Source organism: Janthinobacterium foliorum, assembly GCF_978021625.1.
On sequence record NZ_CDXDQE010000005.1, the window covers coordinates 314114 to 335842 of the forward strand.

Sequence of the window (21729 nt, forward strand, 5' to 3'; positions counted from 1 at the left end):
GCCCGCGCCTTCGTTTCCTGAACACTAATCTCGTCCTTCACTAAAGGAAGTCAACATGAGCTTCGACATCGCCCTGTCCGGTATCCAGTCCATCAACCAACAGTTGAACAGCACCAGTAACAACATCGCCAACGCCGGCACCTACGGCTTCAAGAGCAGCCGCGCCAACTTCTCGGCCATGTACGCCGGTTCGCGCGCGACGGGCACGGAAATCGGCTCGATCACGCAAAGCATGACGCTCAACGGCGGCGTGCTGAACACGGGCCGCGCACTCGACGCCGCCATCGACGGCCGCGGCTATTTCGTCACGCGCGATGCGCAAAACACCATGACCTACAGCCGCGTCGGCATCTTCTCGGCCAGCAACGATGGCTTGCTGATCGATTCGAATGGCCGCCTGGTGCAAGGCTATGCGTCCGTCAAGGGCAGCACCGCGCTGGGCACCATGGGCGACATCAAGATCCCGACGGGCCAGATTCCCGCCGAGGCATCGACCAAGCTGGCCTACGCCGCCAACCTGTCGTCCGACTGGACCGTGAAAACCCCCGCCTTCGACAAGACCAATGAGCTGAGCTACAACAGCGCCAAGGTCTCGGTCGTCTACGATTCGCTGGGCGGCAAGCACGCGCTGGGCCAGTACTTCGTCAAGACGGCGACCGGCGTGGACGTGCACTACACCTTCGACAACACCGACGTGACGCCAGTGACGAAAATGACCTTCGACACTGCCGGCAAGCTGGTGACCGGCACGGCCGCCACGCCAGTGCTGCCGACGCCGCCTGGCGCGGCGGCCATGTCGGTCGCCATCGACTACACGGGCACCACCCAGTTCGCCGGCGAGGCAACCACCTCGACCGACCGCGCCGATGGCTATGCCTCGGGTACCTACACGGGCGTGGAACTGGCCGACGACGGTTCCGTCGTGGCGAAGTACACGAACGGCCAGAAGCAGAGCATCGGCGTGCTGGCCATCGCCACCTTCCCCGACGAAGGCGCATTGACCGCGGTCAACGACACCAGCTGGATTGCCTCGACCACTTCCGGCACCGCCATCTACGACCGTCCTGGCGTGGGCATGGCCGGCAAGCTGGCCACGAGCTCGCTGGAGCAGTCGAACGTCGACATCACCACCGAACTGGTGGGCCTGATGACGTCGCAGCGCAACTACCAGGCCAACTCGAAGGTCATCTCGACCGAGAGCGCCATGCTGCAATCGCTGATGCAAGCGTTGTAATCAACGAAACGCAAGGGTAAAGAGCTATGGATGCGCTGATTTATACCGCCATGAGCGGGGCCGACCGCGCTCTGCGGGCACAGCAGGTACACGCCAACAACCTGGCCAACATCGAGACGGGCGGCTTCCGCGCCAACCTCGAGGTGTCGACCGTCCAGCCGCTGCAAAACGGCTATGGCTACGACGACCGCCACATGACGCAGACACAGTCGAGCGCCATCGGCACGCGCACGGGCGCCATCAAGGAAACGGGACGCGAGCTCGACGTGGCCATCACGGGTCCCGGCTTTCTCGCGGTGCAATGGCAAAACGGCGAGGCCTACACGCGCGCCGGCGCCATGGACCTGGATGAAACGGGAGCGCTGACCATCAATGGCCGGCCCGTGCTGGGCGAAGGCGGCCCGATCACGATACCCGAACACACCAGCCTGTCGATCGGCGGCGATGGCACGATTTCCATCCAGGTGCCGGGCACCGCGCAAATGCAGACCGTCGACAAGCTCAAGCTGGTGAATGCGGAAACGGGCGAACTGACGAAGAACGAGGCGGGCCTGATCGTCTCGCGCACGGGCGAAGACTTGCAAGCCGACCCTGCCGTGCGCCTGCGCGACCGCCACCTGGAAGGCAGCAACGTGTCGGCCGTCGAGGAAATGGTCGCCACCATGAGCCTGAACCGCAGTTTCGAGATGCAGATGAAAGTCTTCAAGGCCAGCGATTCCATGACGGAATCGGGCAACCGCCTTCTCGGTGCCTGAGTCCACCGCGATTAAATATTCAAGGAGCAATACATGAATCCAGCAATGTGGATCAGCAAGACCGGCGTGCAGGCGCAAGATGCAAAACTGCAAGCCATCGCGAATAACCTGGCCAACGTCAACACGGTCGGCTTCAAGCGCGACCGCGTCGTCTTCGAAGACCTGTTTTACCAGGTGGAACAGCAGCCGGGCACGCAGCGCGCCGACAACACCCTGTCGCCATCGGGCGTGCAGCTGGGTAACGGCACGCACATGGTCGGCACGCAAAAGGTGTTTACCACCGGCAGCCTGCAAACGACCAGCCGCGAATTCGACGTGGCCATCACCGGCAACGGCTTCCTGCAAGTGTTGCGCCCGAACGGCGAAGCGGCCTACACGCGCGCCGGCCAGCTGGGCATCAATGAAAACGGCGTGATGGTCAACGCCCAGGGCTTGCCCCTGGTGCCGCAGATCACCGTGCCGAACAATGCCACGGCGATCACCATCGGCGAAAACGGCATGGTCACGGCAACCGTGCCGGGCAACGTCGCGGGCACGGAGCTGGGCCAGCTGAACCTGTCCAGCTTTGTCAACCCGACGGGCTTGCTGGCACTGGGTGAAAACCTGTTCCAGGAAACGGCATCGAGCGGCACGCCGACGGAAGGCCGTCCGGGCGAAGGCGCCCTGGGCAAGCTGAAACAGTTCGCCCTGGAAGGCTCGAACGTGCAGGTCGTCGAAGAGATGGTCGACATGATCGCGGCCCAGCGCACCTATGAAATGAACACCAAGGTGCTGTCGGCCGCCGACAACATGCTGCAATACCTGGCGCAAGCGGCACGCTGATGACAGTCGCCATGAAAGCCACGGCGGCCCTGCTGCTGGTGCTGACAGCCGGTTGCGCCAGCCGTCCGGCGGCGCCGGTGGCGCCCAGCTTTTCCGATACGCCGCTGCCGGTGGCGCCGCGCAGCGCGGCGCGCGGCGGCGTATCCGGCGGCGTCTTCAATCCCGACGCGGGCCTGGCCCTGACCTCCGACAGCCGCGCCTTCCGCGTCGGCGACGTCGTCACCGTGGCCCTGCAGGAAACCACGCAGGCCAGCAAGAAGGCGGGCACCTCGTTCAACAAGGGTTCGTCCGTCGGCGTGAAGGCCGCCAACATCCTCGGCAAGACCCTCCCCAAAACGGGCGTCGACCTGTCCGCCGACCGCAACTTCGCGGGCGACTCGACCAGCACGCAGCAAAACGCGCTGTCCGGCGCCATCACCGTGATCGTGCAGGAAGTATTGCCGAACGGCTTGCTGCGCGTGCAGGGCGAGAAAACCCTGACCCTGAACCAGGGCGAGGAGTTCGTGCGCCTGCGCGGCTACCTGCGCGCGGCCGATATCGATTCCAACAACCAGGTGTCATCCTTGCGCATCGCCAATGCGCAGATCGCCTATTCCGGCCAGGGCACCCTGGCCGAAGCCAATACCCCGGGCTGGCTGACGCGCTTCTTCGTCGGCCCGTGGATGCCGTTTTAAGGTGACATGATGAAATTTCGCTCCGCCCTGCCCCTGGCAGCCATGCTGGCCGCGCTCTGCGGCCTGTCCCTGCCCGCCTCGGCCGCGCAAGTGCTGCGCAACCTGGTCAGCATCGAGGGCGTGCGCGACAATCCGCTGGTCGGCTACGGCCTCGTTGTCGGCCTGAACGGCAGCGGCGACACCACCCAGGTGAAGTTTTCCAGCCAGTCCGTGGTCAACATGCTCAAGCAGTTCGGCGTGAAGATGCCGGATGGCGCCGAATCGAAAAGCAAGAACGTCGCCACCGTCATGGTCAGCGCCGTGTTTCCTCCTGGATACCGTCGCGGCCAGGCCATCGATGTCACCGTATCCTCGCTGGGCGATGCGAAAAGCTTGCGTGGCGGCACCTTGCTGCTGACGCAGCTGCGCGCGGCCGACAATGAAACCTATGCGCTGGCGCAAGGCAACGTGGTGGTCGGCGGCTTGAATGCCACCGGCAAGAGCGGCTCGTCCGTCACCGTCAACACGCCCACTTCGGGCCGCATTCCCAACGGCGCCAACATCGAACGCGAGATCCTCAGCGATTTTTCCACCAAGCCGACCGTCACCCTGAACCTGCGCCACCCGCATTTCGAGACGGCCATCAATATCGTCGAAGCCGTCAACCGCCGCTTTGGCGCCGTCGCCACCACCAGCGACGCCACCAGCGTGGAAGTGCTGGCGCCGGAAAACCCGACCCAGCGCGTGGCCTTCATGGCCAAGCTCGAAGCGCTCTCCGTCGACGTGGGCGCCGATACGCCGAAAGTGGTGTTCAATTCGCGCACCGGCACCGTCGTCATCGCCGAAGGCCTGCGCGTGAAGGCGGCGGCCGTCACCCACGGCTCGCTGAAAGTCATCATTTCGGAAAGCTCGGCCGTCAGCCAGCCGGCGCCGTTCGGCCGTGGCCAGACCACCGTCACGCCGCAGTCCAAGGTGTCCGTCGACCAGGGCAATGGCAATATGTTCAAATGGCCGGCCGGCGCCAAGCTGCAAGCCATCATCGACGTGGTCAACAGCCTGGGCGCCTCGCCCGATGACATCATGGCAATTTTGCAAGCCCTCGACCAGGCCGGCGCCATCGAAGGCGAACTGGTGGTCATCTAACGTGGCACTGAAAGCTGAATGGAAATGAACATCAACGACAGCAGCAGCGCCCTGCCCTCGGCGCTCGATGACCGCTCTCCGGCGGCAGCCACGCCGGCCGATCCCCGCTACGCGGCCAAGGCCACCGAGGCGGCCGTCAAGTTCGAAGCCTTCTTCATCTCGCACATGCTGCGCCAGATGCGCTCGGGCACGCGCGAGATGGCCGGCGAAGACAGCGTCTTCAAGGACCCGATCAACAGCGACATGCTGGAAATGGCCGACAACCTGGTGGCCGACAAGATGGCCGGCCAGCGCGCCTTCGGCATCGCCGATGCCATCCTGCGCCAGCTGCTGCCGGCGGCCAGCGCCCCCGTTTCAGCCAGCGGCACCGGCAAAAGCGCTGTCAAAACCGACAATATTGCAGCGGCGCTTAATAAATCCGTCTGAAGCGTCGCCTGTTCAAGGTAACAACGATACCCGGCCTGCCCACCAGCATGCGCCACACTCTTCACGAAAGAAACTTGCCCAATGAGCATCATCAGCAATGCATTGTCAGGCAGCATCGCCGCCCAGGCCGCACTGAATGCGGCCAGCCAGAACATCGCCAACCTGCAAACGGCCGGCTATACGCGCCAGGGCGTGCTGCTGTCTTCGCTTGGCGCCGGCGTGGGCGTGCGCTCGGCCGGCAATGGCGTGGAAGTGTCCGCCCTGCTGCGCTTTGCCGATGCCTATAAAAGCCAGCAGATGTGGCGCGCCGCGTCCGACCAGGGCGCGCGGACGCAAACCCAGCCTTACCTGACGCAGCTCGAGCGCGTGATGGGCGACGATGCGTCGAGCATCAGCAACGGCATCGACGGCTTCTTCGCCGCCCTCAACGCGGCCGCCGTCGATCCCACCTCGACGCCGCTGCGCCAGCAGATCATCACCTCCGCCGATGCCATGGCGCAGCGCTTCAACAGCATCAGCACCGTCATGAGCAACCAGTTGCTGTCAGTGCAACAACAGCGCGCTGCCATTGTGCCGCAAGCCAATACGACCCTGGCGAACATCGCCGCGCTGAACCAGCGCATCAGCACATCCACGGCGTCGGGCACCAACGTGTCGTCGCTGATGGATGCGCGCGACCAGCTGATCGACGGCCTGGCCGCGCAGATGGGCATCGAAGTCATGGACCAGCCCGACGGTTCGCGCAATGTCTCGCTGAAATCGGGCCAGCCGCTGGTCATCGGCGGCATGGCCGGCACCCTGAGCAGCAGCATGACGGCGCAAGGCGACCAGACACTGGGCTTGCAATTCGCCAATTCCAGCTTCACCCTCGACATGGTCGCCATCGGCGGCCAGATGGGCGGCCTGGGCGAGTTCGAACAAAACACGCTGAAACCGCTGCAACAGTCGATCGCAGACCTGGCCACTAATCTGAGCAACAAGATCAATGCGCAGCTGGCAGCGGGCACGACCATGGCAGGCACGTCCGGCGGTCCGCTGATGGTCTACGCGAACGGCAAGCTGAGCATTACTGCCGGCTTCAGCGCCAAGGACCTTGCCCTGTCGGGCACGGGCGCCGCTGGCGACAGCAGCAACTTGCAAAAACTGATCGACATCAAGAACCAGCCGATCAATGTCGACTGGGTCGGCTCCGTCCTGATCAGCGACGCGGACACGCAGCTGGTCGGCAAGCTGGGCATCTACAGCCAGCAGAACCAGGCCTTGCTGAAGACGGCCAACACGGTGCGTTCGCAGGCCATCGACGACTGGAAGTCCACCAGCGGCGTCAACAAGGATGAAGAAGCCATGAACCTGGTGGAATTCCAGAACATGTATCAAGCCAACATGAAAGTCATTTCCGTGGCGAATGCCCTGTTTGACGCCACTTTGCAAATGATGGGTTAAGGAGAAGATCATGCGTGTCGCCAGTAGCCAGTACCAATCGCTGATCAATATTTCGCTTCAGCAAAACCAGGAACGCATCAATTTCCTGACCCAGCAAATGTCGTCGGGCCTGCGCATCCAGCTGCCATCGGACGATCCGATCGGCAACGTGCGCATTTCGCGCCTGACGCGCGAACAGGCCATGGTCACCCAGTACCAGGACAATATCGCCACCGTGAAGGTGCGCCTGCTGAAAAATGAGAATTACCTGTCGAGCATGGTCACCGACATGGGCCAGGCGCGCGACCTGCTGGTCTGGGCCGCCGACGGCAGCAATGCGCCGGACGATCTCAATTCCATGACGCAATCGTTGATCGCCATGCGCGACAGCGTGCTGTACACGGCCAACCTGAAGGACCAGGAAGGCCGCTACATGTTTTCCGGCACCGCCACCGACCAGCCAGCCATCAAATTCGATGAGAACGCGACCGTCGGTTCCCGCTACAGCTATATCGGCAACAACGATACCCAGACTGTGGTGGTGGGCAATGGCGTGACGCAGGCGGCCAACGTCGACGTGGACAAGCTGCAAGTGTGGCTGAACAAGATCGACCAGGCCATCGCCACGCTGGGCAAGCCGGGCGTCAGCCCGAACGATCCGGCCGTGCGCGCCGACGTCGTGGCGGCGCTCGATGGCACGGATGACGGCATGGATTTGCTCTCTGGTAAGATCGCCATCTTCGGCGGCGCGCAAAACATTCTGTCGACCTTGTCCGGCAATTTGGCCAACGTCTCGCTGTCGAACGATTCGGCCCTGCTGGACCTGAAAAAAACCGACATGGGCGCCGCCGCCATTGAGCTGACCGGCTACCAGACCGCCCTGCAAGCCACGTATAAGGCCTACGCCAAGGTGGGCACCATTTCCCTGTTTGATCTTCTCTGACCATCATGCAAATCGCTCAGACCTCCTCCTCTTCCGGCGTTGCCGCCAAAAGCGCCGGCACGGCACGCGTCGTCGATGACGCGTCCGCCGCCGTCAGCGGCGGCGCCAGCGCGCGCAGCGAAGCGCCGGCGGCGCGGAGTTCGACGACAAGTCTGCAGCGCGGCCTGAGCAACTGGGATCACCAGCTGCAGGGAGAAATTTCCAACGCCCAGCAAACCCTCGACTACCTGGAACGCAGCAGCAGCCAGCTGCAAGCCTTGAAAAGCGAGCTGGCGGCCAAGCTGGCCGCGCGCCAGGGCCGCGAAGGGCAAGTCGAGGCGCGCGTGCGCCAGTTCAGCAATACCTGGCGGCAGCGCGCCAGCGCCTCGGGCGGCACGCTCGACGCACAGCTCGGCTATACTAGCCCGCAGGCGGCGCAGCAGAATTTCAGCATCCGCGGCCTGACCATGGCCAGCCTGCAGGAAGGTCCGCAGGAAGTGCTGGCCTTTTCCGTGGGCGGCGCGAATCAGGCCTTGCGTTCGGTCAATATCGAACCTGGCCTGAGCCAGGACGAGATCGTTTCGCGCTTCGACCGCGCACTGATGCCATCCGGCATCCGCGTCAAGCAGGGAGAGGACGGCGAGCTGGTCTTCAGCACGGCGGAAGCATCGTGGGCCAACGTGCGCGACAGCCTGTCCGTGCGCGGCAGCGGCATCCGCTACCCGACGGGCCAGATGAGCCGCGTGCGCACGGATGCGGAACCGGCCGCCATTGCGCCGGAAGAGTGGAATACCAGCGATGTGGAAGCCTTGCGCGCCACCTTGCAGCAAGTGGTGCAGGCCCTGTCCCACCTGCAGCAGGCGCGCAGCTCCGTCAGCCTGGCGCTGGCGCAAGCGACGGGCCGGGTCGCCAAGGCGCAGCCCGTGCAGATCAGTGTCAGCATGGACACCCTGGCGGAAAACTTCACGGAAAAAGCCAGCCAGCCCGGCTATGAATCCCTGCTGGCGATCAGCTCGGCGCTGGTCGGCATCAGCCGCGAACGCGTGGTTGCCCTGCTGGGCCTGCGCTAAAAACCTGGTCGGCCCCCTATCGGCGGGCCGTGGAAGACCGTAAGATGCTGCTGGCGCGCCCGCTTATGGCCAAGCACGCCAGCGCATCCCGTCATCCACACCTGGAGCTCCCTTGATAAAGACCGCCGCCCGGCTGATCAGCTACGCCCTGCTGGGCAAATCCGACAAGCAGCCCCTCGATATCGCCAAGGTGCGCAAGGTTTTAATCCTGCGCAACGACAAGATCGGCGACATGATCGTCACCTCGGCACTGCTGCGCGAACTGAAAAAAAATTACCCGCACTGGCAGATCGACGTGGCTGCCAGCAGCGTCAACCGCGATGTCATCGCCGCCAATCCCCACGTCGGCGAGATTCTCATCTGGGATAAGCAGCCGCTGCTGCGCGACTTGCGCACCACCATTGCCGACCTGCGCCGGCGCCGCTACGACGTCATCTTCAATCCCTATAACCGGTTTTCGATTCCGCTGCTGCTGCGTATCAAATGGCTGGGCGCGCGCTACCTGACCGGGTTTGCCATCCCCAAGTACGGCACCTCGACGGCAAAACTGGGCATGTTCGACCATACGGTGCCGTGCGACCGCAGCCGCCACATCCTGCACAGCTACTTCGCCACGTTCGGGCAATTCAAGCTGCGCGACATCGACATGCGCTATGAACTGTTCGGCGTGGACGCCCATGCGGCGCCCATCGACGCCGCCTGCGACAGCTTGCTGCGCGCGCATGAAGGCCTGTTTTGCCTGAATTTCCAGGGCAGCAATGCGCAACGCACGGTCAGCGTGGCCGACGCGCAGCGCTGCTGCGCCGCCCTGGCCGCGCGCTATCCGCACCACGCCCTGCTGGTCATCGCCGCACCGGGCACCGAGGCGCGCGCCGCCGAGATCGTGCAAGGCGCGGGCCATGCCAACGTCATGCTGGCGCCGCCCACCGGCCATATCCTGCAGCTGGCCGCCCTGATACGCCGCTGCGAACTGGTGCTGTCGCCGGACACGTCGGTGATCCACATCGCTTCCGCGTATGACAAGAAAATCGTCGGCTATTACATCCGCACCGACAACTACCGCTGGTTTTATCCGGCCAGCAGCCAGTACCGCGTCATCCTGGCGCCAGGCCTGACCCTGGCCACAGTCAGCGCCGACGAAACGCTGGCGGCCGTGGCAGCGCTGATGGACGGTGACGCCGAGGCCGTTCAAGCCGTGGGCTGAGCGGCCAGCAATCGCTCCATCTGCCGTGCCGGCAAGGCGCCGGCAAACAGAAAGCCCTGGGCATAGTCACAGCCGGCAGCGCGCAGCAGGTCGCGCTGCAGCGCCGTCTCCACGCCCTCGGCGACCACCTTCAAGCCCAGCCGCTGCGCCAGCGCGATGATGGCTTCGCACAGGGCCAGTCCCGCATCGCCCTGCCCCAGGGCGCCGACCAGCGAGCGATCGATCTTGAGAAAGTCGATATCGAATTTCTGCAGGCAGGCCAGCGAAGTCTGGCCGCTGCCGAAATCGTCGAGTGCCAGCGCCAGGCCCATGGCACGGAACTGGCGCAGCCGCTCGCCCACCTGGCGCGCCTCGTCCAGCAGCACCCCTTCCGTGGTCTCGATGACAATGGCGCCCGGCGCCAGGCCTTCGCGCCGCAAATGCTCGGGCCAGCCCTGGTACAGGGCGGCGTCGCCGCGAAACTCCACGGGCGACTTGTTGATGCTGATCTGGAAACCGGCGCCATACGCGGCTTGCCATTGCTGCGCCTGGCGCACGGCCTGGCGGAACACCCAGTCGCCGATATCGGTGATCAAGCCGTTCGCCTCGGCAAAGGCGATGAACTCGGCGGGCGCCAGCAAGCCGCGCAGCGGATGGCGCCAGCGCAGCAGCGCCTCGGCGCGCGCGATGGCGCCATCGTGCAGGCTGACGATGGGCTGGTAATGCACCTCGAACTGTTCCTGCGTCAGCGCCAGGCGCATTTCGCGCACCGTGCTGCGGCGCAGTTCCGCCGCCTGCTGCAGGGCCGGGGTGAAATAGCGGTAGCCGTTGCGGCCCGCATTCTTGGCCGCATACATGGCCTGGTCCGCATGCCGCAGCAAGGTTTCGGCCGCCTCGGCATCGGCAGGATACAGCGCCACGCCCACGCTGGCCGACACGTGCGCGCTGTCGTCGTCGAGCGCGAAAGGCATGGCCAGCGCCGTGACGAGCTCCTGCACCACCCTTTCGATGCCCGCCAGCTGCCCCACGCCTGCCAGAATGACGGTGAATTCATCGCCGCCCAGGCGTGCCACCGTGTCCGTGGCACGCACGCGCTCGCTGATGCGCCGCGCCGCCTGGCGCAGCAGGATATCGCCCTTCTCGTGGCCCAGGCTGTCATTTACCTGCTTGAAGTTGTCCAGATCGATGAACAGCAGGGCCAGGCACGCCCCTTCGCGCTTGGCACGGCGCGTCTCGTTGTGCAGCCGGTCGAGAAACATGTGGCGGTTCGGCAGCCCCGTCACCTGGTCGAAATTGGCTTGCTGCCAGATGCGTCCCGATGCTTCGCGCTGCGCCGTGATATCGCTGACCAGCGCCAGCGCGCCCAGATAGGCGCCGCCGGCATCGAAGATGGGATTGGTGGCCAGGGTGGCCCACAGGGCGCTGCCGTCGCGGCGCAGGAACTTGAACTCATGGCGTTCGGCGATGCCATCCTGGCGCCGGGCAATGTTGCGTTCCAAAATGGCGCGGCCTTCGTCATCCATGAAGGCGGCCAGCGGGCGGCCCAGCATGTCTTCTATCCGGCAGCCCAGCATGTACGCCATTTTCGGGTTGACAAAGCTGGTCAGCGCCTGCGCGTCGATTTCCCAGATACCCTCTTCGGCGCTGTGCACGATGCGCCGGAAACGCTCCTCGCTGCGCTCGAGCGCGGCCAGCTTGCCTTCGGCCTGCTCCAGCACCAGGCGCAGCGCCTGGCCGTTCGGATCGGCGCTGCCCAGCAGGGTGACGGGCAAGCCCGCTTCGCGCGCATCGGGCCGCAGCCGCACCTGCAGCTGGATGCGCTCCGGTTCGCTGCTATTGAGCACGCGCTGCACGAATTGCTCGAAATCATGGCGAAACGCTTCGTGCACATACGTGCGGAACAGCACGTGGCCAGGCCGCTCCCGTGGCAAGCCGAACAGTTCGGCCGCCACCAGGTTCAGCTGCACGATCACGCCGTCCAGGCCCAGCACGAAATAGGCGACAGGCGCCAGCAAATACAAATCGTTGAAATAGGCTTGTTCGCGCTCCGCCTTCACGCGTTGCGGACTGAAGACGCCGGCGTCGAGCAGCGAGGCGCCAGGCCATGCCGCGTGGCCGGGGCCGCGCGGCGAGGAATCCGGAGCAGGTACCGCAGGCGGCGTGTTGTCCATGGCTATCCTTGTGCACTACCGCCCTGACGATCAGGCGGACGCTGCCCCGAGCCTAGCACGCGGCAGGCGCAGTGTCGAGCGACGCCTGTGCAAGTTACAAGCCCGGGCGGCGGCGTGGCCGCGCCCAGGCCGGCTTCGTCAGTGGCGACACGGGCCGCGACCGGCCATCCAGGAACCAGCGAGGCTGATCGTTCAGTAAGCCATGCCGCGCCGGCGCAAGCCGAAATCATGGCCGACCACCAGCAAGGTGCTGGCCACCAGGCTGGACAGGCCCACGATCAGCTGGATCAGCTTATCGTCCGGCAAGATCCATAGGGAAGAAGCGGGCGTTTCGCAACCCGTGGCGGCGCTGATCAGCGGCGCGACCCACGCCGCGTCCGGCGTCACGTCGAGCACGACGGCGCCATCGGCGCTGGTCTGCATGTAAATGTCGCCGCCCTCGGCCAGCGAAAAGCAGATGCCCACGCCCGTTTCCGTGGCGCCGATATTGTCCTGCATGCTGCGGTTATGTTCCTCGATCCACACTTCCACGTCATAGGGCGTTTCCAGGTGCTCCCACGGACGGGGGCGAAAACGGGGCCGTACCTCCGGGCTGGCGGGGGTATCGGCGGAGGTATCCGGAATATTGCTGTCTGCTGCGCCTTGCATGCTCGTGACCTTTTCTGCGGTAATGCGGCGGGACCAGTCGCCCGCCAGCCGCCATTATCCCCCGTTCATGCCCGGCATGGTATTTCCTCCTTCAATACATCATAAAAACTGATAGCTATTAACTTTTAACATCAGCATGACTGACTTAAAATGACCGCCACTTCTTCATTACAGGCTTTACATGCAAGGCATCAAACGCAAAATCGTCTACGTCACCGCCTTTGAAATCATCGGCATGGCCATTTCCACGGCCTGGCTGACCCTGCTCTCGGGCGAATCGCCCACCAGCACGGGACCGCTGGCGATCATGATCACCACCATCGCCGTGATCTGGAACCTGCTCTACAACACGGCCTTCGAATACTGGGAAATCCGCCAGGTATCGCGCACGCGCACCGTCTGGCGCCGCATCCTGCATGCGATCGGCTTCCAGATCACCCTCGTCATCTACCTGATTCCGCTGATCGCCTGGTGGCTGGACATCAGCCTGTGGCAAGCCTTCGTGCTGGACTTTGCCCTGATGCTGATCATCCCGTGCTACAGCTTCATCTTTAACTATTTCTTTGATGGCCTGTTCGGCGTGCCCCTGTCGGCGCAGCAGCCCAAGGAAGAAGCCGTCGAGCGTCAGGGCGCGGCCGTCTCGACTTCCGTCAGCAACTGAAGAAAGGACCGCGCCGCCATGCCCAGCGGCCGGTCCTTCATCCACACCAGGTGGATCGGCAGGACCAGGCCATTGCCCGTGTTCTTGAAGGCGACCCGGCGCACCCGCCCCGCCGCCAGCGAGTGGGCGATGGCCGAGGCGGCAAAGTTGCCCCAGCCCAATCCTGCTTCCACCATGGACAGCGCCATCGGCAAGCTGTCCGTGCGCCAGTAGGACAGGCCCACCACGGGGCGCGCATCGGCCAGGTCCAGCTCGCGGCTGGCGACGATGATCTGGCGCAAATTGACCAATTCCTCGATATACAGGGGCCGCCCCGCCGCACTGGGCGGATGCTGCGTGGAAATGATCGCCAGCAAGGCATCGCTGCCCACCAACTGGAACTGTTCCTCGTGATTGATGCGTCCGCCCGCAAAGGCCATGCAGGCGCTGATGCGGCCCCGGTGCAGCATGTCGAGCACGTCATCCTGCGGCGCCGTCAGCACTTCGATGTCGAGCAGCGGATGGCGCAGCGACAGCGCGCGCACGGCGGCCAGAAACGGCGCATGGTCGAGCTCGGCCGCGATGCCCAGCGAAATGCGGCTTTCCAGTCCCTGCGACAATTCCTGCGCATGCAGGTGCAACTGTTTCAGCTGTTCGGCGATCAGGCGCGCATGGGGAATCAAGGCTGCGGCGGCCGGCGTGGGCACGGCTTCGCGCGCGCTGCGGTCGAACAGGATAATGCCCAGTTCCGCCTCGATATTGGCAATGGCCATGCTGACGGCCGACGGCGCCCGCTGCAAGGCGCGCGCGGCGCTGGAAAACGAGCCGCCATCGACGACGGCCAGGAACAGTTCGATATTATGGCTGGAGAGTTTCATGGCTTAGACTGGAAGTGCGGCACTTTTCGGCGCGCGGACGGTCAAACGGGAATTCACGGGAGTACGCACATGCGCCATCGATTAACTTACCGCCGCAGCGGCTACGTTTCGGAATTCACCCGCTTCATCGACGGCTACCTGCAGGCGCACCCCGAGGTGCAGGCCAGCCAGCGCCAGGGCTGGCGCATTTTCTGGGAGCGTCGCGTGAACTTCGAAGAGTGGCGGCGGGCCGGCAGGGACAGCGTGCCGGAACCGCCGTATCACTATGGCTGATCACAAAAACGCTTGAAAAAACCGTCGCCAGCGGCAGTGCTATGTGGCCGCGAAACGCTCCCTGCCAGGCAAGGGGCGCCAGATCAGCGCGCTGCGCCGGCCGCAAAGGGCGCCGCCCGCGGTTTGCGCAGACGCTCAACCTTTCCAGGTGCGCTGGAGGCCCGTATCCGCATGGATCCAGCCGCCACGGGGGCCGGAGCGGTAATAAAAGCCCACGCCGCCCTGCTTGAAGCTGCGCACGAGCGAACCGAGCACTTCCGCATTCAGGTTCGCCACGCGGATATCGGCGGCGCGGCCGGAGATGTGCAGCGACTGGCGCGCGGCCGGCACGCCCGCTTCGCGCAGCTTGCTGTTCGACTCGGCCGTGCGGTAGCCCGACAAGATTTCCAGCGGCTGCTCGATGCCGTAGCGGGCCACGAACGCTTGCGTGCCCCACAGGGTTTCCAGCAATTTCGGATCGATGGCGGCCGTCTTCTTGCCGTTCACGTCGCGCAGCAAGTGGCACAGTTCCTGATAGGCTGAATCGATGACTTCGCCATCTTTCCAGTACAGCAGCTTGGCTTTTTCATTGCTGGCGGGGCGCACCACTTCCAGGGTGCGGGGCTTGAGCCAGAATTCCAGGTCCAGCGCCTGCGCGTCGAAGATGTCGGGCGGCGGTTCCAGTTCCGTGATGGCCTGGCGCGACTGCGAGGTGATCGAGCGGTCGACGCTGGCCAGCTGGGTCGGCTGCGGCGGCACGCCTGCGCGCGGGGCGCGCGGCTTGGCGCTGGCCGAAGCCGAGGCGGGAGCGGCCGTGCGCGAAGCGCAGCCGATGAGAGGCGTGGCTACCAGGCCCAGCGCGGCCAGGCCCATACCGTGGTGTAGAAAATTTCTGCGCGATGCCATAGTCATTCCAATATAACGATAGGAATACTATAGCCTATTGTGCTGCGAAGAAAAACCCTGAATGCCTATCGTGTCACCCTGTTTTCAGCGCATTTTTCATCAAGCGGCGGCGGCGATGGGCGCGCTGCCCTGTTTCGCCAGCGCCAGCGCCGTCAAGGGCTTATCAAGCAGATAACCCTGTGCCACGATGGGCAATCCAGTGGCGGCGGCGATGCGCTGCAGGGCAGCCAGCGCGGCCGGCGTATCGAGGCGCTTGAAGACGACGCGGATTTTTGCCGCATGGCACAGGCTGACAAAGCTGGCGGCGGCATCCTCGTCGCTGAGGTTGCCCGCATCGAGCTTGAAGGCGTGCGGATGCAGGCGTTCCAGCATGCCCGTGGCCTCGTGCACGCTGGCCACGTTGATGGCCAGGCGGAAGCCGTTGCGGCGGTAATTATCGGCCACATAGTTCAGCAGCCAGCCCTGGTTCGGCGTGACGGCCGGCAATTGCAGCACGATGCGCTCGATCGGCAAGCCCAGTGCGTCGAGGATGCGCTGGAAGGCGTGGCCATGGTTGCTGCTGACGGCGCTCAACAGGCGGTCATGCACGTTGAGGTACAGGTCCGACTGTTCCGCCTCCGGCTGGCGGAAGAAATTAATGGCGTGCAGCATGCGGCACAAGCGGTCCAGTTCCACGGACTCATCATCGCTGGCCGCATGGTCGAGCAAACGCCACAGGGACAGGCCCTCGTCCGCCTTCGACACGCTGCGCGCCAGCCCCTCGAAAGCGAGCAATCGTCCACTTTGCAGTTCGCGCAGCGGCTGGAAGGCGCTCGTCATGGTGCAATTGAAAAAGCGTCCCAGCGCCCTGCCCTCGTCATCGAGCCAGACGCTGGTGCCGGCCTGGGTTTGATGCGACAGGCGGGCCAGGTAATTTTTCAGGACGGGAAATGGCATGGATGCTCCTTCGTAGGGCTGCGCCCGCTTCCCTCGTGGGGAAGGCGGCGCCAAAGTGTGCAGACTAAGGCAGGGCGAACCAAAGGAGAACGAATGGTTTCGCCATTTGATATGCGCCCAGCAAATAAGACGATGCAACGCCGGGCGCATATCGATAGTCAGAAACATTCCTTCCTGCGCCAAACGCCAGCCTTTACTGTGCTCATGTACCGTCATCATCAGGAAGGGCCGCCATGTGCCAGTTACTCGCAATGAACAGCAGCAAGCCGGCTGCGCTGGGATTTTCCTTCGCCGGCTTTGCCGAGCGGGGCGGCCGCACGGACGAGCACCGCGACGGCTGGGGCATCGCTTATCACTCCAGCGCTGGCTGCACCCTGCTGACCGACCACCTGGCCGCCATCGACTCGCCGCTGGCGGCCACGGTGCAGCAGCATCCTGTCAAGGCAAGAAACATCGTCGCGCATATCCGCAAGGCCACGCAGGGCCGCATCGCGCCGGAAAACACCCACCCCTTCGCCCGCGAACTGTGGGGCAAGACGTGGTCGTTCGCCCACAATGGCGACTTGAAGACGTGGCGCGCACCTGCCAATGTCCACTACCGCGCCAACGGCGACACGGACAGCGAACAGGCGTTTTGCCACTTGCTGGCCAGCCTGCGCACGCGCTTTCCTGCGGGCCAGCCGGCGCGCGCAGACCTGCGCGCGGCCATCGGCGAGCTGGCGACGGACATCGCCGCGCACGGCAGCTTCAATTTCATCCTCTCGGATGGCGAGCTGCTGTTCGCCCACTGCTCCACGCATCTGCACTATGTGATCCGCGAATATCCATTTTCCGTGGCGCAGCTGATCGATTGCGAACGCAGCATCGACTTCCGCCAGCACAATCACCTGGACGACCGCATCGCCGTCATCGCCACGCATCCGCTGACGGAAAACGAGGACTGGGTGGCGTTTGCGCCCGGCGAACTGAAACTGTTTGCCGGCGGCACCTTGCTGCCGGCGGCGGCAAGCACGGCGCAAGGCGTGTATATCCAGATCAGTTACTGAGAGAACATGGGGGGAACGGAGGGAAAGGCCCGCCGCCGGATGGGCGGGCTGAGGTCGTGCAGTGCCGTCAGGCCGAATTGCAGTTGCAGAAGCGTTTGCGCTTGGGGTCGCCGCTAGAGATGCCCGCGGGATCGATCTGTTTCCAGCAGAAAATCGTTTCCACGCCATATGGCGACCGCACATTGCCCGCCTCGACATAGCCCTGCTTGACGAAAAAGGCCTGGCTGCTGGCCGTGCTGTGCAGTTGCAGGGCCTTGATGCCCCATTCGCGCGCCTGCGCTTCCAGCCGCTCGACCAAGGCCTTGCCCGCACCGCGGCCTTGCGCCTCGGGCAGCAGGTAGCACAGGGCCAGCTTGCCGGCGCGCGTCAGCAGGCCCACGCCGACGACGGCGCCCGCATCGACGGCGACGAGCGAAAAATTGGTGGGCGACGCGAACCAGCACGCCACCATCTGCGGTGTTTTATTGCCCAGCCAGGCTTCCAGGATGGCCGGATCGTCCCGATGATCGAGGCTGCAGCATTCGACGATCGAGCGTCGTAATACATTGCACGCCTCGAAAGCGTCGGTCGATGTTGCAATACGAATTTCAAGACTCATGTACGCTCACAAAATATTCCAGTTGCCGATGCAGGCGGTTTCACCGTGTATCGCGCCATTCGACTATACACCAAGCGGCGCAATCGGGTTTTTTCACGCCGCGTCAAGAGCGGCTTTCCCCTATGAGTATCAGTGCGCAGCCTAAGCCCTGGCGCCCCGCTTGCCCACGAATCATTTCAAAAATCCATATCTGTTTTTTGGCAGAAACGGGAATGTGATCTAAGCATATTACGAAAAATTCGTTTCTTTTCCGGCCGGAATTTTAGACTATGTCTGTCTATTCTCACAACAAGAGTTCACCATGTCCCCATTCAACGCCGTAACGACCGCCATCCCGACGCTCACCCAACGCTCGCGCCGCTGGTTCCTGGCCAGCGCCCTGGCTGCTTCCGCCGCCGCCATGAGCCTGCCCATGGCCGCCAGCGCGGCCGAGCCCGTGGTCTTGCTGAATGCGTCCTACGATGTGATGCGCGAACTGTTCAAGGATGTGAATCCCGCATTTATTGCTGATTGGAAAGCAAAAACGGGCGAAACCATCACCATCAAGCAATCGCACGGCGGTTCCAGCAAGCAGGCGCGCTCCGTCGCCGATGGCCTGGAAGCGTCCGTCGTCACCATGAACCAGGCCAATGACATCGACATCCTCGTCGACCGCGGCCTGGTGGTGGCCGACTGGGCCAAGAAATTCCCCAACAACGCGGCGCCGTTCTATTCCACCATGGTCTACCTGGTACGCAAGGGCAACCCAAAACACATCAAGGACTGGGACGACCTGGCCAAGCCGGGCATCAAGGTCATCGTGCCCAACCCGAAAACCTCGGGCAACGGCCGCTACACCTACCTGGCGGCCTGGGGCTATGCGCTGAAAAAAGGCGGCAGCGAAGCGCAGGCGCGCGAGCTGGTCACCAAGCTGTTCAAGAACGTGCCCGTGCTGGACGGCGGCGGCCGCGGCGCCACCACCACCTTTACGCAGCGTGAAATCGGCGACGTGCTGGTGACGTTTGAAAATGAGGTGCAGCTGGTGCGCGCGGAATTTGGCGACAACTTTGAAGTCGTGTATCCAAGCATCTCGATCCTGGCCGAATCGCCGGTGGCCGTCGTCGACAAGGTGGTCGACCGCCGCGGCATCCGCAAGGAAGCCACGGCCTACCTGCAATACCTGTATTCGGAGCCGGGCCAGGAACTGGTCGCCAAGCATTACCTGCGCCCCCGTTCGGCTGCGGTGGCGAAAAAATATGCGGCCAGCTTCAAGCCGATCTCGTTGTTCACCATCGACGATGTGTTTGGCGGCTGGAAACAGGCGCAAAAGAAACACTTTGACGACGGCGGCGAGTTCGACAAGATTTATCAGAAGTAAGCAACGAAGCCCGCACGGCAGCCAGCGCGCCGTGCACATTGCAAAAACCGGGACCTGTCCCGGTTTTTTTATGGGCGCGCGCCAGCGCCCCACTCCAGCGCGCTGAACAGGCTGGCGATTTCGCTGCTGCGGCGCGTGCCCGTCTTCGCCAGGATGGCCTGGATCTGGCTGCGCACCGTGCTGATGCGCACGCCCTGGCGCAGGGCGTACTCGGCTGGCTCCACGCCGTCCGCCAGGGCCAGCGCCAGCGACCATTCGGCCGCCGTCAAGCCACAGGGACGCGCGGCATCCGCCGGCCCATGCGCATGCCGCGCCGACGCGCGAAACAGCGGGCGCAGCGACAGCATGGCCAGCCGGCCGCCGTTGCCGCAAGCGGCCGCGTCCGTGGGTATCGGCAAGGGAAGGATGGCAATTTCCAGGGCTGGCCGGTCATTCGCGTCGGCCACGTACAAGGGCCCCGGCGCGCCCCCGGCCTGCCCGGCGCACGCCTGCCGCACCTGCTGCGCCAGGCGCTGCTGCAAGCGGCCGGCGCGCAAGCCCACCCTGCCGCCGCGCAGCACCACCACGGCCGTGGCCGATGCCAGCGCCGGCACCAGCGGCGGCCCGCACAGCAATTGCTGCGCCGTCTGGTTCATGAACACCAGCTGCAAGCTGGCATCGACGAGCAAAATGGCACGCGGCAAGGCATCGAGCGCCGTCCAGGCCAGCGCACCGTGCACCTGCGCCTGCTGCGCCGTATCGCGCAGGCGAAACACATTCGGCAGGTGGTCGAGCACGCGCTGCAGCTGGCTGCGCGTGCGCTGGTCAAAACGGCCCTGGCCGGCGGCCCGATGCGCGGACAGGATGGTCAGCGCGCCGTTGTCGGGCACGATGCCGCTGCAGGAATAGCGCACGCCCGCGCGCAGGTAAAAATCCTGGAAGTACTCGCTGCGCGCCACGGCCTGGTCGCTGAAATGGTCTTGCATCAGCTGCATGCGTCCCGGCGGGCCGCGCGTCAGAATGGCGTAGCCGGGATCGAGCGCGTGATAGTAGCGGCGGTAGCCGTGCTCCCAGGCCGTCTCGTCCAGGCCCGTGATGCAGGCGCGCGACGGCGCCACCCCCGCTTCCGCCTTCAGGAAGCAGCAGGCCACATCGCCGCCGGCCAGCCGGGCGAACGCCCGCATGGCCGCCTCCCACTGCAGCGGTTCCAGCGCCGCCCGGTAAAAGCCGGCAATCACGGGATCGGCGCCATCCTTGTCCATCGTTGTCCCCGCAACTGTCAAAAAACGGCGCCGCATCCTTCACTTGAAGGATGCGCGGCGGCACCCCGGCAAGCACCATGGCGTGGATGGCGTCTGCCCGGCGCACCGCCATCGCCAGTGACTTTCCCCACATCGACTACTTCAAGGAGCAGCATCATGCCTACAATTGATACCGGTCGTCGCATCGTTTCCCTCGTGCGCGCAGGCCGCCAGCCCCTGCGTCTGGCGCTCAGCGCGGGCGCCCTGCTGGCGCTGTCTGCCTGCGCCAACCTGCACACCATCAGCCGCAGCAGCGACTTGCCAGACGATGGCAAGGCAATCCACCTCGATGCGGCCCAGCGCGTGATCCACGTCACGAAAGACGGCAAGGCTTGCGCCGAACCGACGCCGGACGCCCTGCAATCGTACGCTTCCTCGTTTGGCGGCGCCCTCAACGCGGGCACCGATGGCGCATCCTTCTCCGACGCGCTGCGCGCCAATGCCGCCAGCGTGGGGCTGCACTCGCAAAGCATCACCCTGATGCGCCAGCAGCTGTTCAACATTTGCGAGTATGCGCAAAACAGCTGGCTCAATGACGCCGATGTCATGCTGCTCATGGAGCGTTCGCAAGACCTCACCCTGGGCATTCTGGCCATCGAGCAACTCACCGGCGCCGTGGTGGCGCGCCAGGCCGTGCTCGACGACAACAGCGACGTGGCGGCAACGGCCAGGCAGCGCCTGCAGGCGTCGCAAGATGCCCTGGCAACGCAAGCCAGGCTCGACCTGGCGATCAAGAAAGAACAAGCGCTGCAGGCCGATGCCGCCGCACAAGCCAGCCCGGCGACCGCAGCCGCTGGCGCCAAGGAAGCCGTCATGCTTAAGACCGCGCAGGAGGACACAAGTTCTGACGGCGCCGCCGGACAGGCGCTGGCGCAGGCGCACGCCGAGCGGGCCGCCCTCGAGGCGCGGCTGGCCGGGCAGCTGGCGCTAAGCCAGCCTGGCGCCAGCGGCCAGGGCGGCCTGGCCGCACCGCTGCATGCCAGCACCGTCAACGACAAGACGGCGGCGCACCTGGCCCAGGCCAGCACGGACATCGTCAACATGATCTTGAACAAGGGGCATTTGACGGATATGTGCATCACCTTCATCAACCACCCGAAGAAACATATGGAAATGTGGGAACACTACAAGGAGGTGATGAATCAATGCAAGGCGGTGCTGACGGCCGACCTGCGCTCCGGCACCACCCATCCCTATAGCGCCATCACGCGCTTGCCAGGCGTGATCGTCACGCCCCTGCCCGACGCGGAGAACGGGCCCATGGGGATGCCCGGGAAAGGCCAGAACGGCGCCAGCAAGCGGCCAGGCGACTAAGCCGGGCGCCGCAGCCATTGCTGCGTCAGCACCGGCGTGCACCGCGGCAGCCGGCGGCAGCGCGGCGACGCGG

The 21729-nt window shown here is 64.4% G+C and carries 22 protein-coding genes; 15 read left to right on the forward strand and 7 right to left on the reverse strand.

What is annotated here, in order from left to right:
* Positions 1-55: 55 nt before the first annotated feature.
* From ACZ92H_RS13830 to ACZ92H_RS13875, 10 genes are all read left to right on the forward strand, one after another.
* On the forward strand, positions 56-1234 hold the full coding sequence (locus ACZ92H_RS13830) for a flagellar hook protein FlgE (protein WP_465049796.1): 1179 nt from the start codon (positions 56-58) through the stop codon (positions 1232-1234).
* A gap of 26 nt (positions 1235-1260) precedes the next feature.
* The gene (locus ACZ92H_RS13835) at positions 1261-1989 is read left to right on the forward strand and encodes a flagellar basal body rod protein FlgF (protein WP_131378829.1); all 729 of its coding nucleotides are present in this window, start codon (positions 1261-1263) and stop codon (positions 1987-1989) included.
* Positions 1990-2022: 33 nt separating this feature from the next.
* Positions 2023-2811, forward strand: coding sequence for a flagellar basal-body rod protein FlgG (flgG, locus tag ACZ92H_RS13840; protein WP_167468652.1), 789 nt, complete (start codon positions 2023-2025; stop codon positions 2809-2811).
* The gene (flgH, locus tag ACZ92H_RS13845) at positions 2811-3485 is read left to right on the forward strand and encodes a flagellar basal body L-ring protein FlgH (RefSeq protein ID WP_131378830.1); all 675 of its coding nucleotides are present in this window, start codon (positions 2811-2813) and stop codon (positions 3483-3485) included. The genes flgG and flgH overlap by 1 nt, the downstream gene beginning before the upstream one ends.
* 9 nt (positions 3486-3494) lie before the next feature.
* The gene (locus tag ACZ92H_RS13850) at positions 3495-4607 is read left to right on the forward strand and encodes a flagellar basal body P-ring protein FlgI (RefSeq protein WP_131378831.1); all 1113 of its coding nucleotides are present in this window, start codon (positions 3495-3497) and stop codon (positions 4605-4607) included.
* Positions 4608-4625: 18 nt separating this feature from the next.
* On the forward strand, positions 4626-5033 hold the full coding sequence (locus ACZ92H_RS13855) for a rod-binding protein (RefSeq protein ID WP_465049797.1): 408 nt from the start codon (positions 4626-4628) through the stop codon (positions 5031-5033).
* Between the two features lie 81 nt (positions 5034-5114).
* The gene (gene flgK, locus ACZ92H_RS13860; protein ID WP_465049798.1) at positions 5115-6476 is read left to right on the forward strand and encodes a flagellar hook-associated protein FlgK; all 1362 of its coding nucleotides are present in this window, start codon (positions 5115-5117) and stop codon (positions 6474-6476) included.
* 10 nt (positions 6477-6486) lie between these two features.
* Positions 6487-7398 carry a flagellar hook-associated protein FlgL gene (flgL, locus tag ACZ92H_RS13865; RefSeq protein WP_131378833.1) on the forward strand — a complete coding sequence of 304 codons (912 nt, stop codon included), beginning with the start codon at positions 6487-6489 and terminating at the stop codon, positions 7396-7398.
* Between the two features lie 5 nt (positions 7399-7403).
* On the forward strand, positions 7404-8447 hold the full coding sequence (locus ACZ92H_RS13870; RefSeq protein WP_131378834.1) for a hypothetical protein: 1044 nt from the start codon (positions 7404-7406) through the stop codon (positions 8445-8447).
* Positions 8448-8559: 112 nt separating this feature from the next.
* Positions 8560-9651: a glycosyltransferase family 9 protein gene (locus ACZ92H_RS13875; protein WP_465049799.1), complete on the forward strand. Its 1092-nt coding sequence runs from the start codon at positions 8560-8562 to the stop codon at positions 9649-9651.
* Here the strand turns inward: ACZ92H_RS13875 and ACZ92H_RS13880 are convergent.
* On the reverse strand, positions 9636-11801 hold the full coding sequence (locus tag ACZ92H_RS13880; protein ID WP_465049800.1) for a putative bifunctional diguanylate cyclase/phosphodiesterase: 2166 nt from the start codon (positions 11799-11801) through the stop codon (positions 9636-9638). The two genes, ACZ92H_RS13875 and ACZ92H_RS13880, sit on opposite strands and share 16 nt — an antisense overlap.
* A 192-nt stretch (positions 11802-11993) precedes the next feature.
* Positions 11994-12449, reverse strand: a complete 456-nt coding sequence (locus tag ACZ92H_RS13885; RefSeq protein ID WP_465049801.1) for a hypothetical protein — start codon at positions 12447-12449, stop codon at positions 11994-11996.
* Between the two features lie 181 nt (positions 12450-12630).
* Here ACZ92H_RS13885 and ACZ92H_RS13890 point away from each other — a divergent pair, with 181 nt between their 5' ends.
* Positions 12631-13110, forward strand: a complete 480-nt coding sequence (locus ACZ92H_RS13890) for a PACE efflux transporter (protein ID WP_465049802.1) — start codon at positions 12631-12633, stop codon at positions 13108-13110.
* Here ACZ92H_RS13890 and ACZ92H_RS13895 read toward each other — a convergent pair.
* Positions 13074-13967, reverse strand: coding sequence for a LysR family transcriptional regulator (locus ACZ92H_RS13895; protein ID WP_465049803.1), 894 nt, complete (start codon positions 13965-13967; stop codon positions 13074-13076). The two genes, ACZ92H_RS13890 and ACZ92H_RS13895, sit on opposite strands and share 37 nt — an antisense overlap.
* A gap of 69 nt (positions 13968-14036) precedes the next feature.
* Between ACZ92H_RS13895 and ACZ92H_RS13900 the strand changes: the two genes are divergently transcribed.
* Positions 14037-14240, forward strand: coding sequence for a DUF3460 family protein (locus ACZ92H_RS13900; RefSeq protein WP_465049804.1), 204 nt, complete (start codon positions 14037-14039; stop codon positions 14238-14240).
* A 135-nt stretch (positions 14241-14375) separates the two neighbouring features.
* Here the strand turns inward: ACZ92H_RS13900 and ACZ92H_RS13905 are convergent, their stop codons facing one another.
* On the reverse strand, positions 14376-15125 hold the full coding sequence (locus tag ACZ92H_RS13905) for a YcbK family protein (RefSeq protein ID WP_465049805.1): 750 nt from the start codon (positions 15123-15125) through the stop codon (positions 14376-14378).
* A 99-nt stretch (positions 15126-15224) separates the two neighbouring features.
* The gene (locus tag ACZ92H_RS13910; RefSeq protein WP_131378840.1) at positions 15225-16061 is read right to left on the reverse strand and encodes an EAL domain-containing protein; all 837 of its coding nucleotides are present in this window, start codon (positions 16059-16061) and stop codon (positions 15225-15227) included.
* A 233-nt stretch (positions 16062-16294) separates the two neighbouring features.
* On the opposite strand from ACZ92H_RS13910, the gene ACZ92H_RS13915 reads away from it, so the two are divergent.
* Complete coding sequence (locus ACZ92H_RS13915) at positions 16295-17107, forward strand: class II glutamine amidotransferase (protein ID WP_465049806.1); 813 nt, start codon at positions 16295-16297, stop codon at positions 17105-17107.
* A 67-nt stretch (positions 17108-17174) separates the two neighbouring features.
* On the opposite strand, the gene ACZ92H_RS13920 is transcribed toward ACZ92H_RS13915, so the two are convergent.
* Positions 17175-17705: a GNAT family N-acetyltransferase gene (locus ACZ92H_RS13920; RefSeq protein ID WP_131378842.1), complete on the reverse strand. Its 531-nt coding sequence runs from the start codon at positions 17703-17705 to the stop codon at positions 17175-17177.
* Positions 17706-18006: 301 nt separating this feature from the next.
* On the opposite strand from ACZ92H_RS13920, the gene ACZ92H_RS13925 reads away from it, so the two are divergent.
* Positions 18007-19062 carry a sulfate ABC transporter substrate-binding protein gene (locus ACZ92H_RS13925; protein ID WP_131378843.1) on the forward strand — a complete coding sequence of 352 codons (1056 nt, stop codon included), beginning with the start codon at positions 18007-18009 and terminating at the stop codon, positions 19060-19062.
* Positions 19063-19130: 68 nt separating this feature from the next.
* Here the strand turns inward: ACZ92H_RS13925 and ACZ92H_RS13930 are convergent, their stop codons facing one another.
* Positions 19131-20303, reverse strand: coding sequence for a helix-turn-helix transcriptional regulator (locus tag ACZ92H_RS13930; RefSeq protein WP_465049807.1), 1173 nt, complete (start codon positions 20301-20303; stop codon positions 19131-19133).
* A gap of 156 nt (positions 20304-20459) precedes the next feature.
* On the opposite strand from ACZ92H_RS13930, the gene ACZ92H_RS13935 reads away from it, so the two are divergent.
* Positions 20460-21656: a hypothetical protein gene (locus tag ACZ92H_RS13935; protein ID WP_465049808.1), complete on the forward strand. Its 1197-nt coding sequence runs from the start codon at positions 20460-20462 to the stop codon at positions 21654-21656.
* The last annotated feature ends 73 nt before the right edge of the window (positions 21657-21729 follow it).